The sequence below is a fragment of the Pseudooceanicola sp. LIPI14-2-Ac024 genome (assembly GCF_042188925.1).
GTDB lineage: Bacteria > Pseudomonadota > Alphaproteobacteria > Rhodobacterales > Rhodobacteraceae > Pseudooceanicola.
On sequence record NZ_CP170102.1, the window covers coordinates 670,349 to 684,435 of the forward strand.

13 protein-coding genes and 1 pseudogene are annotated in these 14,087 nt (G+C 67.5%); 1 reads left to right on the forward strand and 13 read right to left on the reverse strand.

Annotated features, from left to right (window positions below):
- Positions 1–556: 556 nt before the first annotated feature.
- The 9 genes from ACE2AC_RS03290 to ACE2AC_RS03330 all read right to left on the reverse strand — a co-directional run bounded on the left by ACE2AC_RS03290 (position 557) and on the right by ACE2AC_RS03330 (position 9,007).
- On the reverse strand, positions 557–1,546 hold the full coding sequence (locus ACE2AC_RS03290) for a type II secretion system F family protein (protein WP_375690704.1): 990 nt from the start codon (positions 1,544–1,546) through the stop codon (positions 557–559).
- A 10-nt stretch (positions 1,547–1,556) separates the two neighbouring features.
- Positions 1,557–2,534 carry a type II secretion system F family protein gene (locus tag ACE2AC_RS03295; protein WP_375690705.1) on the reverse strand — a complete coding sequence of 326 codons (978 nt, stop codon included), beginning with the start codon at positions 2,532–2,534 and terminating at the stop codon, positions 1,557–1,559.
- Complete coding sequence (locus ACE2AC_RS03300; RefSeq protein WP_375690706.1) at positions 2,531–3,910, reverse strand: CpaF family protein; 1,380 nt, start codon at positions 3,908–3,910, stop codon at positions 2,531–2,533. The genes ACE2AC_RS03295 and ACE2AC_RS03300 overlap by 4 nt, the downstream gene beginning before the upstream one ends.
- A gap of 9 nt (positions 3,911–3,919) precedes the next feature.
- A complete protein-coding gene (locus ACE2AC_RS03305) occupies positions 3,920–5,089 on the reverse strand; it encodes a CpaE family protein (RefSeq protein WP_375690707.1) in 1,170 nt (389 codons plus the stop codon).
- A gap of 9 nt (positions 5,090–5,098) precedes the next feature.
- A complete protein-coding gene (locus ACE2AC_RS03310; RefSeq protein WP_375690708.1) occupies positions 5,099–5,731 on the reverse strand; it encodes a TadE/TadG family type IV pilus assembly protein in 633 nt (210 codons plus the stop codon).
- Positions 5,728–6,225 carry a TadE/TadG family type IV pilus assembly protein gene (locus ACE2AC_RS03315; RefSeq protein ID WP_375690709.1) on the reverse strand — a complete coding sequence of 166 codons (498 nt, stop codon included), beginning with the start codon at positions 6,223–6,225 and terminating at the stop codon, positions 5,728–5,730. The genes ACE2AC_RS03310 and ACE2AC_RS03315 overlap by 4 nt, the downstream gene beginning before the upstream one ends.
- A 5-nt stretch (positions 6,226–6,230) precedes the next feature.
- On the reverse strand, positions 6,231–7,748 hold the full coding sequence (locus tag ACE2AC_RS03320) for a pilus assembly protein TadG-related protein (RefSeq protein ID WP_375690710.1): 1,518 nt from the start codon (positions 7,746–7,748) through the stop codon (positions 6,231–6,233).
- A complete protein-coding gene (gene cpaB / locus ACE2AC_RS03325; protein ID WP_375690711.1) occupies positions 7,745–8,587 on the reverse strand; it encodes a Flp pilus assembly protein CpaB in 843 nt (280 codons plus the stop codon). Before cpaB ends, ACE2AC_RS03320 begins: the two co-directional genes overlap by 4 nt.
- Before the next feature lie 96 nt (positions 8,588–8,683).
- Positions 8,684–9,007 carry a Flp family type IVb pilin gene (locus tag ACE2AC_RS03330; RefSeq protein ID WP_375690712.1) on the reverse strand — a complete coding sequence of 108 codons (324 nt, stop codon included), beginning with the start codon at positions 9,005–9,007 and terminating at the stop codon, positions 8,684–8,686.
- 344 nt (positions 9,008–9,351) lie between these two features.
- Here ACE2AC_RS03330 and ACE2AC_RS03335 point away from each other — a divergent pair, with 344 nt between their 5' ends.
- Positions 9,352–10,191, forward strand: coding sequence for a helix-turn-helix transcriptional regulator (locus ACE2AC_RS03335; RefSeq protein ID WP_375690713.1), 840 nt, complete (start codon positions 9,352–9,354; stop codon positions 10,189–10,191).
- 579 nt (positions 10,192–10,770) lie between these two features.
- Here the strand turns inward: ACE2AC_RS03335 and lpxB are convergent.
- The 4 genes and pseudogenes from lpxB to fabZ form a co-directional block, all read right to left on the reverse strand.
- Positions 10,771–11,930 (reverse strand): annotated as a pseudogene (lpxB, locus tag ACE2AC_RS03340) (lipid-A-disaccharide synthase).
- Positions 11,930–12,739, reverse strand: a complete 810-nt coding sequence (locus ACE2AC_RS03345) for an LpxI family protein (protein WP_375690714.1) — start codon at positions 12,737–12,739, stop codon at positions 11,930–11,932. The pseudogene lpxB and the gene ACE2AC_RS03345 overlap by 1 nt, the downstream one beginning before the upstream one ends.
- A complete protein-coding gene (lpxA, locus tag ACE2AC_RS03350) occupies positions 12,739–13,542 on the reverse strand; it encodes an acyl-ACP--UDP-N-acetylglucosamine O-acyltransferase (RefSeq protein WP_375690715.1) in 804 nt (267 codons plus the stop codon). The genes ACE2AC_RS03345 and lpxA overlap by 1 nt, the downstream gene beginning before the upstream one ends.
- A 4-nt stretch (positions 13,543–13,546) precedes the next feature.
- Positions 13,547–14,011, reverse strand: a complete 465-nt coding sequence (fabZ, locus tag ACE2AC_RS03355) for a 3-hydroxyacyl-ACP dehydratase FabZ (protein WP_375690716.1) — start codon at positions 14,009–14,011, stop codon at positions 13,547–13,549.
- Positions 14,012–14,087 lie beyond the last annotated feature (76 nt).

The following is a 14,087-nucleotide window of genomic DNA, read 5'->3' on the forward strand; positions in this document are numbered from 1 at the left end:
TTGAACAACGTTCATAGAGGTCATTTTCCTTTCTTCTTCGGCTGAGTGCAGCGCGATGTCATGGAAAGTCAGGATGTCGAAATGGGTGGGCGCGTCAGTAATTCTCAGGGGCAGACGGTCCTGACTATCCTCGAAAAGTCCGGCCGCGACGACGTGGGGAACGCGATCATTCGCGTCCTGGGGGCAAGTTCACGAAGTTCCTGGGGGACGCGGACGAAGCGTTCCTCACGGAGTTCTTTACCCGGGTCGAAATGATCGCACTCGCCACCTACGCCTAAGAGATCGCACTGCACGATCTGCGACACGACGGCATCACGAAACAGGTCGAAGCGCGCTTGGCGGAGCGCACAATGAGCAGGAAGGGGCGTGCGCAGGTGGAACAGCAGCGGTGGTCACTGAGGTCACGATCTTTTGCACCGAGCGCGGTGAACCTCAAATGGGCGCAGTCATCCTAAGGCTTCTGAGAGTGACGCAAACGGTAGCAAGGCGCTGGAAGCGGACACACATCCGCCTGACCTAGAAAGTCCCCAGCCCGTACTTCACGGCCTCCGGCCGCTCACATCACGGTCACCCAGCGGATCGCGATCGGGGTCAGCATGATCAGCAGGAGCACCGGCATCATGCACCCGGCCAGGACACCCGACATCTTCACCGGCAGCTGGTTGGCCTTGGCCTGGGCCTTGAGTTCCCGGTCGTTGCGCATCTCGGTGGCATAGGTCTCGAGCGCCTGGGACACCGGCGTACCGAACTCGGTCGCCTGCTGGATCACGTTGGCGAAGGAGGCCATCTCCTCGACCCCGGTGCGGCGTTCGAGCTCGGCAAAGGCGCGGTCGCGCGGCTTGCCGGCGTGGATTTCGAGCTGGAGGATGGTGAACTCGTCCGCGATCGGGGGGCAGAACCGCGCGATCTCGTGCGCGACACGGGTCATGGCCGCGTCAAAGCCGAGACCGGCCTCGATGGCCACCTGCAGCAGGTCAAGCGCGCCGGGCAGGCCGCGGCTGATCGCGGTGCGGCGGGCGTCGACCTTCTGGCGCAGCCAGAGGGAGGGGCCGTAGAAGCCCGCCACGACCAGGCCGACCGCGAGAAGGAAGACCTGCGTCGTCTCGAGCCGCGAGACAGGTTCGACGATGCGGGCGGCGGCGTTCGGCAACGAGGTGCCGAACCAGGCCAGCCAGACGAAGACCGCCGGCAGGGCAAAGGCCAGCGCCGTCCGGACGATGAAATAGGTCCGCACCGCGCCGCCGCCGTGAAACCCCGCCTGCCGCAGGCGCAGCGCGATCTTGCCGCGTTCCTTGCCCGACCGCGGCACGAAGAGCCGCAAAGCCCCCGTCGGATCGTTGTCCCAGGGGCGGATGATCTGGCTGTCGACCATGCCATCGGGCGCGCCGGCGCGGATGCGGCGCTGCTGCGGCGTCGGCCCCGACCTGACCGCGGCACCGATGCCCAGCACGGCGATGAAGAGGCCGACGGCGACCAGCACCTGGATCAGCAGGCGCGGGTCCGTCGTGATGCCGGCGGCGGCAAGCGTGGCGGTGAGCTGTTCCATCCCGGTCTCCTCAGAAATCGAAGTTCGTAAGGCGGTTCAGGATGATCGCCTGAAGCGCGATGAGCCCCAGGACGATCGCCGCGACCGGCAGGAAGACCGGGTGGTCCTTCACGTCGAGGAAGAAGGACGGCGTCGAGCTGTAGATCGTGCCGAAGATCAGGAAGGGCATCACCGTCAGGATCAGGCCCGAAAGACGCCCTTCGGACGAGATCGCCCTGATCTTCTTGCGCATGTTCAGCCTGTCGCGGATGACCCGCGACAGCACCGAGAGCACCCGGGCGAGGTTGCCGCCCGTGCCGTGCTGGATGCCGACGCAGACGCTGAGGTAATGCACGTCCTCGCTGTCGACGCGGTCGGCAAATTCCTTGAACGTGGTGGCCAGGTCGACGCCGTGGCGGATGCGGTCCTCGAGCAGGCCGAATTCGCTGCCCACCGGGTCGGGCATGTCGCGGGCGACGCGGCGCAGCGTGACGTTCAGCGGATGACCGATCCGCAGGCCCCGCGCCATCATGTCGAGCGCATCGGGCAGTTGCTGCGACAGCTTGGCCTGCCGCGCCTCTGCGATGCGGTCGATGGTGGCATAGGGCAGGCCGAGGCCGAGGCCGATGGCGAGACACATCGCGGCCGGTCCCGGCGCCCAGAGCGAGGCGACAAAGAAGATGCCGCAGGCCAGCACCGCCGAGATCGCCAGCACCGCGCCCGGACCGAACGGGAGGTTGGCGCGGGCCAGCGACTGGCGCAGCCCGCCGATCGGACCGCGGGCGCGCTTGCTTCCGGTGGGCTGGTTGCGCAGCAGCGCCTCGGCGATCTTGTCCTCGTCCACGCCGCGGGCGATCATCCGCATCCGTCGGTTCCGGCTGCGCGCCTCGCCGGCCTGGCCGTTGACCACCTGGCGCACGCCCTCGAAGGTCAGCAACCCGCCCAGCAGGATCATCAGGTAGAGCACCACTTCGGACTGGTGCAGCCCGTCCAGGAACGCGGGGATCATGCCGGGAATCCTTCCTGTTCGAAGGTGTCGGCGGACAGGTCCACGCCGCTCGATATCAGCTTTTCCATGAACTTCGGGCGGATGCCGGTATAGATCATCTCGCCCAGGACCTCGCCGTTGTCGCCCTTGCCGCGTTTGCGGAAGGCAAAGATGTCCTGCATGGTCACCACGTCCCCCTCCATCCCGGTCACTTCCGAGATGCTCATCACCTTCCGGCGGCCGTCGCCGAGGCGCGAGAGCTGGACGATGACGTCGACGGACGAGGCGATCTGGCCGCGGATCGTTCGCATCGGGATGTCGGCGCCCAGCATCGTGACCATCTGTTCCAGCCGCCCGAGAGCATCGCGCGCGGTATTGGCATGCACCGTGGTCATCGACCCGTCGTGGCCGGTGTTCATCGCCTGCAGCATGTCAAAGCATTCGGCCCCGCGCACCTCGCCCACGATGATGCGGTCGGGCCGCATCCTGAGCGCGTTGCGCACCAGGTCGCGCTGCGTGATCGCCCCCGATCCCTCGATGTTCGGCGGCCGGGTTTCCAGGCGGACGACATGGTCCTGCTGCAGCTGCAGTTCGGCCGCGTCCTCGATCGTCACGATCCGCTGCCGGGTGTCGATGAAGGCCGACATGGCGTTCAGCATCGTGGTCTTGCCCGAACCCGTCCCGCCCGAGATCAGCACGTTCAGCCGCGCCTCGACCAGTCCGCGCAGCACCTCGGCGGCACCGGGCGTCAGCGCGCCCGCCTGCACCAGCCGGTCCAGCGAATAGGGCTGGCGCGAGAACTTGCGGATCGACATCGACGGGCCGTCGACAGCGCAGGGCCGGATGATCGCGTTGACCCGGCTGCCATCGGCCAGGCGGGCGTCGACCCAGGGCTGGGATTCGTCGATCCGCCGGCCGATGGACGACACGATCTTGTCGATGATCCGCAGCAGGTGCCGCTCGTCGCGGAACCGCACGCTGGTGCGTTCCAGCATCCCGAACCGCTCGACATAGACGTTCTCATGGCTGTTCACCAGGATGTCGTTGATCGTCGGGTCGGCCAGCAGCGGCTCGAGCGGGCCGAGGCCCGTGACCTCGAAGATCAGCTCTTCGACCAGCCTCTGCATCTCGTCCGGCCGCAGCGGACGGCCCTGTTCGGCCAGCAGTTGGGTGACCAGCCCCGCGACCTGGCGCTTCAGCTCGCCCGCCTCGACCTTGTCGATCATCGACAGGTTCAGCCGGTCCAGCAGCGCCTCGTGCAGGCTGCTCTTGAGCTCCAGCCAGTTCTGCAGCTCGACGTCGATCTCGGGCTGGACGGGGGCCGCCGGGGCAGCCGGTTTCAGCGGCACGACCTTGGCCTTGTCATCCTGCCTGCGGCTTAGAAACTCGTTGAACATGTCGCCCCCTTACGTCGCGGTCTTGTCGTTGGTATTCACCGACCGGACCATGTGCCGCGCGAGGCGGCGATAGGTCTTCCGCGACGGTCCGCGGCGGCTGGCGCTCGGCTGGCCGAGGTCGACCGCGCGCCGTTCGGCGGCACGGCCCTCGGGGATCCACGATGCCACTTTCAGACCCAGCAGGTCCTCGGCATCCCTCAGCATCTCGGATCCGAACATCGGCTTCTTCTCGCGGTTCATCACCAGGTCCACCGGCAGCGAGACCGAGGTTTCGCGGTAGAGGTCCATGATCCGCTTGGCCTGCCGGATGCAGGGGACCGATCCGTCCGAGACGAGGATCAGCCGGTCGGCCGCCTCGATCACCGGCGCGATCCAGTCCAGCGTGGCACGCGGCATGTCGATGATGACGTAGTCGTAGGCGCCCCGAAGCGCTGCGATGATCGCGGCAACGAGGTCCGGCGTCATGGCGGTCAGCGGGACGAAGACCGCCGGCGCAGTGATGACGTCGACGCCCAGGCCGCTCGACTGCGCGCCCCGGGTGATGCGCCCGGGTTCGGGCGGACGGTCGAGCGACATCAGGTCGAGCATGGCGCCGTTGTCCTCGAGGTCGAAGAACGTCCCGGCATTTCCGAACTGCAGGTCGAGATCGAGGAGCGCCACCCGCACCGGCGCCGCGTTCTTTCGGGTATCCGTCGCGAGCGCCACGGCAAGGTTCGCGGCCACCGTCGTGCCGCCGACCCCGCCGCGGGACTGTGCGACGGCCAAGATGGTCCCGGCGCGCACCGGCACGGCAGCGGGCGCACGGCGCCGGTCGAGAAGACCGGTCAGCGTATCGGCCAGCGCCGTGCCCTCCACGTCGAGGGGAAGGACATCGGCCGCCCCGGCCTCGGTCAGCGCACGGGCGCGGGCCAGCGGCAGGTTCTCGTCGGCCAGCGCGACAAACACGGTCTGGCCGCCGGTGGCCGACAGGCAGTCGGCCAGCGCCGCCAGGTCGTCCTGCCCGCCCTCGGTCTCGAACAGCACCACGGGATGTCCGGCGAGCGCGTCAGCCCCGGCCTTGGCGAGGTCCGACAGGCGAGGCGACCCGGCCGCAACGGCAGGCATCGCGCCGATCTGCGGCAGCCTGCGGTCGTCACCGACGAAGAGGATGCTGTTCGGAATGCTGCGTGCATGGATCATTGGGGGCTCCTATCCGTCGGTCCCGCTGGCGAGGTCCTCGCCGGGCAGCGAAATGCTGATGGTCCGGTACTGCGGCGTGCCGCTGAAACCGCCGGTCCCGCCGCTCAGCATCGTCGCCATGGCACCGATCGGCGCCGAGAACTGGAAGGCCGGCAGGCTCAGCTCGACCGTCACCTGCGGCACGTAGGGGCCGCCGAGATACCCGAGGTTCGGATCGTGGCTGTAGATGAAGGTCAGGTCCGTGATCGCGGTGCCGCCGGGCAGCGCGGGCGAAATGCGGGTCCAGATTTCGCTGGCGGTGGCGTTCGAGGCCGCCCCGGCGCAGCTGACCGTCGCCTGCACCGCGCAGGCATTGGCCACCGCACGGCAGTTGGTGCCAAAGCGCGGCGCGGGTGATGCGGTGCCGACGGTGATCCGGTCGGGGACGCCCGCGCAGGCGGGCGGTCGCACGGTGGCGATGCGCGCGGCGACCTGCGTGCTCTTCTCGGCGATCAGGTTGGTCGAGGCGAAGATGCCGAAATCGAAGAGCTGGAACAGCATCAGGAAGAAGATGCCGACGACCATCGCGAACTCGACCATGGCCGCGCCGCTGTCGTCGCGCCGGAACCGCGCGATGCGGGATATGACGGCCCGCCCGCTCATCCGCCGTAGACCCGTGCGCTGTCGGCAACCGTCGTGGTGACCTTGGTGATCTTGGCGTTGAAGATGTCGAGCACGAAGCCAAGCGGGAACTGCAGCGTGACCTGCGCGGCGACAGTGGCGACCGGCGCGGGCGAGGTGCGATAGGTGCCGGCCACGCAGCTATAGGTGGCGGTCACGGTGTCCACCGTCATCTGTTTCGGCAGGACGCTGCCGCCGGACCGGTCGTTCTCGATCATGGATTTCAGCGTCGGCTCATAGCCGCTGAGGCTGCCGCCCGTCAGGCAGATGTCGATCGGCGCGATCCGGGCCAGGTAGCGGCTGGCGTCGCGCACGCCGCTGATTGTCGACTGGTAGCCCCAGTAGAGCCGGCCGAACTCGATCATGATCCCGAAGAAGAGGATCATCAGCGGCAGGCAGAGCACGAACTCGACCACTGCAGCCCCGTCGTCGGACCGGCGGAAACGCTTCAGGAGGGGGGCGATCGACCAGCGCATCTCTTTCACCTGTAAAGCTGCACGACATCGCGGAACACGCCGCCGGACCCGGCCGAGCCGTAGCCCGACACACCCGCGGTGCCGATGACCTCGACCCAGAGGTCGAAGGTCGCGGGCGAGCCCGAGCCGGCGCCGACCGGCTCGGTCATGAAGACCTCGACGAATTCCTCGACCGGCACGTTCGAGGTCGCGCCGTTGATCGGGTTCGCGGTGCAATCGACTGCGGCCGCGATCACCACCCGGCGCTTCGGATCAGTCGACACGTTGGACGAACACTGCGCGATGCCGGTCTCGTCCCTGCCGTTCAGGATCGCACCGCCCGGAAGGCCCGCGGTCTTGGCGTATTCGATCTCGGCCACGTAGACGCCGTAACGCGTACCGGCATAGGCCACAGGGATGTGCGGGGTCAGGTGGGCGTCCTCGCCCGCGTCCAGCACGCCGTTGCCGTCGCCGTAGTTGGTGTCGACGTAGAGGTCATAGTCCCAGGTGCCGTCACCGAAACGGGTGCAGGTGCCCGCGGCAAAGCAATCGTCGTGCGGAAGGCCCATGGAGTTGGTGGAGGCGTCCGGGTTGTTCTTGAAGCAGCCGCTGGCCTCGGGCACCAGGCCCGAGATGATGTTGGGCGCGACGGTGTACTTCGCGTTGTTCTTGTAGCTGTTCATGATGCCGTGGAACTGGTCGAACCGCGTGTTGAAGGCCGAGTTCTCGAGCCCGACCTTCTGGCCCGGCTCGGTCGTCACGCCGCGCTGCGAATAGCAGCGGGTCACATTGCCCTCGGCCCCGATCAGGCAGCCTATCAGCTTGGCGCCGTTCAGGCCCGCACAGGTGGATCCAACCGCGCTGGCCGAGATGTCGAGGAAACCAAAGTCGCCCGGCCCCCAGGCCGCGCCGTTCCCGCCGGAACGCAACAGGATGCCGTCGCCAAGGGTGCCGGGCTGGGTCGAGCTCCAGCCGCTGGGCACGCAGAACATCAGGGGCGTCACGTCGCAGGCCTCCATGGTGAAGCCGGCAATCGCCTCGGCCGAGACGGTGGCCGTCGCGGGCCCGGTGGCCCCGACCAGCGCCCGCGTCGCCCGCAGGAACAGGGTGTCGACATTCGCGGGCGTCGCCACGACCCAAGCCATCGTCGCATCGCGCTGGTCCGTCGTGACGAACGCGGTCGGCGCCACGGTGTCATCGCTGGGCAGCCCGTCGAGGAAGGTGAGCGTGTAGTCCACCGCGCCAGCCAGCGTCCCGTCGCCGCCGTAGGCCTGCGTGTCCGAAATCATGAGCGCAGCGGCATTCGTGGCCCGCGTGATGCTGTCGGCCCGGCCGTCCAGTTCCCCCGCGGCGGCCAGCGCGACACTGTCGGCAAAGCTCTGCAGGTCGCCCTGCGCCACCTGCACCCGCCCGAGGTCGAAGACCAGCGCGACCAGCCCCAGGATCGCGACCAACGACGCGATCCAGAGGACCATGATGCTGCCGGCCTCTTCCCTCAGGAAGCGGCCGACCGCGGCAGGGGACTGGCGCGGGCCGAAGGTCATTTCAGAAAGACCTCTTCGGCGACGGTGCCGCGGCGCACGATCACGCTGGGACGGCGCGGTGCGGCGACCGGTTCGGCCTGCACCTCGACGACGATCTCGGGCTCGGGCGCCACTTCGGGCTCCGGCTCGGGCGTGTCGAACAGGTCGGCCAGGTTGATCTGCTTCAGCGGCTCGAGGTCCGGCGCATCCGCTTCGCGCAGGCTGAGGCTCAGCCGGCCAGCACGTTGCGCCAGAGCGAGCTTCTGGCCCTCTTCCGGGCTTACCTCGACGGTGATCGTGCGGGCGACCATCGGCTGGTCCTGCTGTTCCTCGGCGATCTGGTCGATGCCGACGACGCGCACGTTCTGCAGGACCGTGACGGCCCGCATCTCGGCGCCGTTGCCTTCGGTCATCACGATATCGACCCGGTCGCCCGGCGTGACGAACCCGCCGACAGCGGTGGCCGCGTCGACGTTGATCGCCATGGCGCGATGGCCCGGGGTCAGCTTCTGCACGATGGTGACACGCTCGCCGGGGGCCGAAAGCTTGGCGGCGAGGATCGGTTCACCGGGAAAGATGCGACCGAGCGCGCGGCGCGGCTCCTCTCCGGTGACGGCGTCGATCCGGGTGTAGAGGCCCGGCACCATCGCGGACCGCGGCCAGGACTGGGTGGTGAGCATGGTCGGTTCGATGGCCTGACCAAAGGGAATTTCGGCCTGGGCGACGACGACGTCGATCATCTCGACATCCGGCATCGCGGTGGCGCTGTCCGGCCCGACCGCAAGGTTCATCGCGGCGAATGAGCCGGCACCGGCCAGCGCGGTTCCCAGGAGGATGGTGGCGAGTGATTTGAACTGCATAGAAGGTCTCCAATCAACTATTGGACAGGCAGGAAATGTCTTGGACGAAACAGGAGGTCCGGAAGCCGCGCGGACGCGGCTTCCGGATTTGAGGGATCAGCAGCCGGTGGAGCCGGTCGCACCGAGCAGCGTGTCGCACGCGTTCGTCGCGTTGGTGCCCGCGGCGGTGCCCATGGTGGAGAAGGTTGCGACGCCAACACCGGCAGCAACCAGCAGCGCGATGGCGTACTCGACCATGGCAGCACCGAACTCGTCACGATTGAAGGCTTTGATAAACTTGATCATTTTTTCATACCCTTTGAAGTCTTTGGTTAAATGACGCATGCAGCGCCGGATCGATTTCGACCGCAGCGGCCGAAGATCACCAACAGGGTATGCGGCGCAAATCAGTTCGGCATCGTCCCGCAATGCGAAAAACACAACCTCTGAGAGAAAGGGAATTTGTCGAATAATCTCGTTCAGGAAAAAACTAGACGTTTCGTCGAAAGGACCGGCAGCGGCCGCGAATCACCATTTCAGGGGCATTTGCGACGGGAATGCGACAATCCTTAAGGTTCGGTTAATCTTTGTCTCTTGAACGCCAACAATACCATCCACACCGCCCCGGCACCTTCCGCTAGGTCAAATGCGTTTGGCGTCAATGGCTTGCCCCACGAATTCGGCCGTTCCAGGACGTTTTCCCAGCCGCTTCCGAAAAATATCCTTTGTTTGTCCACAAAGTTGCCAACATTCTTTCAACAGGCACTTAAAGGCGGCTTGGCCGCTTGGAGGCACCCAATTTGAATACGCATATTACCCAGTTCAGCGGGGAACAGACCCGCGGTTCACTCAACATCGTCGCGCTGTGGATGCATGCGACCGGCAGCGGCGCGGCGTTTGACGACGTCCTGTCCCGCTTCCAGTCCCTGTTGGGCGCAAGCGGCGCCCAGGTCGTCCGGCAGATGCGACAGCCTGCCCAGACCCGGATGATCGCCCGCCGCGATCAAAGCGCCGGAAAGCTCTTCGAACGTCCGGTCACGAGCTTCTGTGCGGCGCTGTTCGGCGACATGTCGCACCACGCAAGAGCGGGCAGCCTGTGGCGCCTGACCGAGGCGCGGACCGATCGCGACATCCTGCATGACCTTGACGAGCTTGGCCTCAGAGAGGTCTGCGTCCTCGTCCTGAGCACCGAAGACGATTTCACCGACTACCTTGAACTCCACCTGTCGCGACCGTTGCCCGACCACGACCTCGCCCTGCTCGAAATGCTCGGGCCGATCATGGCCGAGGGATGGAGAAAACGCGCCCCGGGCAGTATCGAGGCGGCCATCGCCGGACGCCCGTTTCCGGTGACGCAGCGCGGGCAACGCGCCTGCGGCCCGATCCTCGGCTCCAACAACCCGGCCGGGCTGACCCGGTCCGAGTTCCGGATCTGCACCCTGGTCCAGTCTGGCCAGATGCCCGACGAGATCTCCGAACTGCTGGGCGTCAGCAAGTCGACCCTCCGGTCCCACATGCGCGCGATCTACCTCAAGACCGGTGCATCCGGGCAGGTCGAACTGGTCCACCTGCTGCACGGGCGGCAAGGCGCGAAGCAAGGCCATGACATACGGCAAGGCGCTTGATACGCGATTGTCGCGACACCTTGAATGCAGCGCTGGGGTGCACGACGGAGTCCAGTCCCCAAGTCTATCGTCCGCAGATCTTCGCCGCGAGGTTTGGCTTCCGGGTCAATGATGACCACTCGCCGCGGGAGTGTGGCCGCGATCTTGTCGACGCCGCAGGCGGAAAATCTTCACCGCCTTGCCGACAAGTGTGCGAGCGAGAATTGCATCGATGAATACGCCGGCGCTACGGCTCGGCAAGCTATTGGCTCAGCATTGTTCTGACCGCGCCGAACGCGTCGGGCATGCGAAGTCGTCTGCCAAGAGGCGAACCAGCCCGTGTCATTGCCCATTGCCTAAGTCGCGAACCTTCATCAGGAAAGACTGCCCGCTGCACATAGCCGGCCTCCGAGACCGACTTGCCCCCTTCGTTACCTGCGTACTGCGGAAGTGGCGGACGATCGCACCCTCGTCAATCTGTGGCGACCAGCTCAGCCAAACGGGAGCCCATCTGACCTAGCCCCTCATGTTGCAAACAACGGTTGGGCAACGCCCCCTCATTCCGCACGTCAGGACCCGCGCCGCGGTTCTTCGATTGGCTCAGCCCCGCCCCATCCCGCGCAGCACCGCCCGCGCGGCGCGCAGGCCCGGCGGCGCCTGCCCCGCCCCAGCCGCTCCATGCAGAGCGCCATGGCCGCCTGCTGGCCGCCCGGCGCGTCGAGGATGCCCCGCAGCGCCGCAGCGATCGGCTCGGGCTGGCAGTCCTCGCCCAGGAACTCGGGGATCGTGCGGCTTTCGGCCACCAGGTTCACCAGCGTGACCGTGTCGGTCAACAGCATCCGGCGCATGAGCGTGCGGGTCAGCCAGTGCATGTCGTAGGCGATCACCATCGGCGTCTCGGCAGCCGCCAGTTCCAGCGACACCGTGCCCGAGGCGGCCAGCGCCACGTCCGCGGCGCGGAAGGCGGCCCGCTTCTCGGCCGCGAAGGCGGCGGGGATCGTGTCAGTCGGGTCCAGGATCAGCGGCCGGACCGGCCAGTCGGCGACGAGCTCCCGCACCAGCCCGGCCACGGATCCGGCCGCGGGCAGCACCGCGCGCAGGTCGCGCCGTTCGGCCTGCATTCGCGCCAGCACCGGTGCCATGACGGGCGCGAGGCGCGTCACCTCGCCCCGCCGCGATCCGGGCAGGAGGAGCAGGAGCGGCGCGTCGCCCAGCCCGTGCGCCAGCCGGAAGGCGGCCGCCTCGGCCTCGGTGGCCTGCGGGTCGGTGACGACGGGATGGCCGACGAAATCGCAGGCGACACCCGCGCGTTCCATGTAGGGCGGCTCGAACGGGAAGAGCGCCAGCACCTGGTCGACGATGCCCGCCATCTTCGCCGCGCGCTTGGGCCGCCAGGCCCAGACCGTGGGCGCGACGTAGTGCACGACGCGGATGTCCGACGCAGCCTTGACCGCCTTGGCGACCCGCAGGCAGAAATCCGGGCTGTCGATGGTGATCAGCACGTCGGGCCTTTCGTCCAGCACCGATGCGATGGTCTGGTTCAGCCGCCGCTTGAGGGCTGGGTACTTCGGCAGGATCTCGGCCAGGCCCATGACCGACAGCTCTTCCATCGGGAAGAGCGAGGTCATGTCCTCGCCCTGCATCAACGGCCCGCCCACGCCAAGGAACTGCACGTCCGGCACGAGCTCCTTCAGCCCCGCCATCAGGGCGCGGCCAAGCGCATCGCCCGAGGGTTCGCCCGCGATCAGGAAGACCCGCATCACACCTCCCGCGCGTAGAGGAAGAGGCCCGCGGCCTCGGCCGCCGCCAGCAGCGCCGCGCGGTCAAGCAGCAGGACCTGCCCCGCCGCGATCACGATGCCGCCCAGGCCCGCCTCGGCGGCCGCTTCGACGGTCTGCGGCCCGATCGCGGGCATGTCTACGCGCAGGTCCTGCCCCACCTTCGGCAGCTTCACCAGCACGCCGCGCGCCCGCGGGCGCCGTTCCGGGTCGGTGGCGGCCACGGCCGAGAGCATCGCGTCGGTGCCCTGCAACGTCTCGATCCCAAGGCAGAGACCGCCCGCCACGACCGCGCCCTGGCCGAGGTCCAGCGGCGCCAGCGCGGCCAGGATCTCTCCGGCCCGCGCGGCGTCGGCCAGCGCGGCCTCGTCCGGTGCGGGCCCCGCCAGCAGGCCGGGGGCGGCCACCAGCGACGGCACCACCTCGTGTGCGCCGACGACCCGCAGGCCATGCCCCTCGAAAAACGAGATCACCGCCCGCAAGAGGCCATCGTCCCCGGTCCTGAGCGCCTTCATCAGCTTGGGCGCAAAGGTCAGGGTCACGAAATCGAGCTTTGTCACCTCGAGCGGCGGACGGGCCAGCGCCCCGGCCATGACGATCCGGTCACAGCCCGCGCGCTTGAGTTCCTTGATGACGGCGCCCATCTTCTCGAACCGGTGCGCGTTGCCGCCCGTTGGCGCGACCTCGGCCTCGATCCCGCGGAAGGTGATGACATGCGCGTCGGGGTCGGCCGCGGCCACCAGCGCCGGCAGGCTGCCGCGAAAGGCCAGAAGGCCCAGCCGTCCGGTCATCAGCCCTTGCCCGGCGTCAGGAAGGACCGGTCGCTGTCGGCGGTGATGAAGGCCACGATCTGGCGGACATATTCGCTCTCGGTTTCGGCCCCGAGGCGCCGGGCCCGGTCCTGGAAGGTGCCTTCGCCCTGCGCCAGCATCTGGAACGCGGCCCTGAGCGCGGTGATGTCGCTGCGCGCGACGCCGCGCCGTTTCAGCCCGACAAGGTTCAACCCGTCGAGTTCGCCGCGTTCGGCCTGGACAAGGCCGTAGGGGATCACGTCGTTGGTGACCATGGTCACCGCGCCGATGATCGCGCCCTGCCCGATCCGCACCCACTGGTGCACGCCCGACAGCCCGCCGACGATGACATCGTCCTCGAGCACGCAGTGCCCCGCCACCGAGGCGTTGTTGACCAGGATCACCCGGTCGCCGATCTGCACGTCATGCGCCACGTGGCAGCCCGCCATGAAGAGCCCGTCGTCACCGACCCGGGTGACGCCGCCGCCGCCCTCGGTCCCGGTGTTCATGGTGACGTATTCGCGAATGCGGTTGCGCTTACCGACCACCAGACGGGTCGCCTCGCCCCGGAACTTGAGGTCCTGGGGGATGCCGCCGATCACCGCGAAGGGGTGGACGCGGGTGTCCTCGCCGATCTCGGTGTCGCCCTCGACCACGACGTGGCTCAGGAGCGTCACGCCGGGGGCCAGCTGGACCTCGGCGCCGACCATGCAGAACGGGCCCACGCTGCAGCCTGCGGCGATCTCGGCCCCGTCCTCGACGATGGCCGTGGGATGGATCTGCGCATCGGGGCTCACGGGCATGGAATCACTCCTTCGGCAGGTCCATCATAGCGGTGAATTCCGCCTCGCAGGCCACCTCGCCCGCGACCTCGGCCCGGCCGGAGAATTTCCAGACCTTGCCGCCCGGCTTGCCGCGCACCGTGGTCAGGTACATCTCGAGCGTGTCGCCCGGCACGACCATGCGCCGGAACTTGCAGCTTTCGATCGCCATGAAGTAGACGAGCAGGTTCTTGTCGGCGAGGTCCAGCCCCACGCCCACCATCACGGCCGAGGTCTGGGCCATCGCCTCGACGATGGTGACGCCCGGCATGATCGGCTTTCCGGGGAAATGGCCCTGGAAATGCGGTTCGTTCATGGTGACGTTCTTGATCCCGCGGCAGGTCTGGTAGCCATCGATATCCTCGACCCGGTCGACCAGGAGGAACGGGTAGCGATGCGGAATGAGCCGCTGGATCAATGCGATATCGGCACTCTTGAGAGCGTCTGTCATGTGGTCTTTTCCTCTTCCGCCGCCCCTCGGGGCGCTGCTTTCCCGTCCCAGTAGCAACCGGGGCATCCCCCGGCAA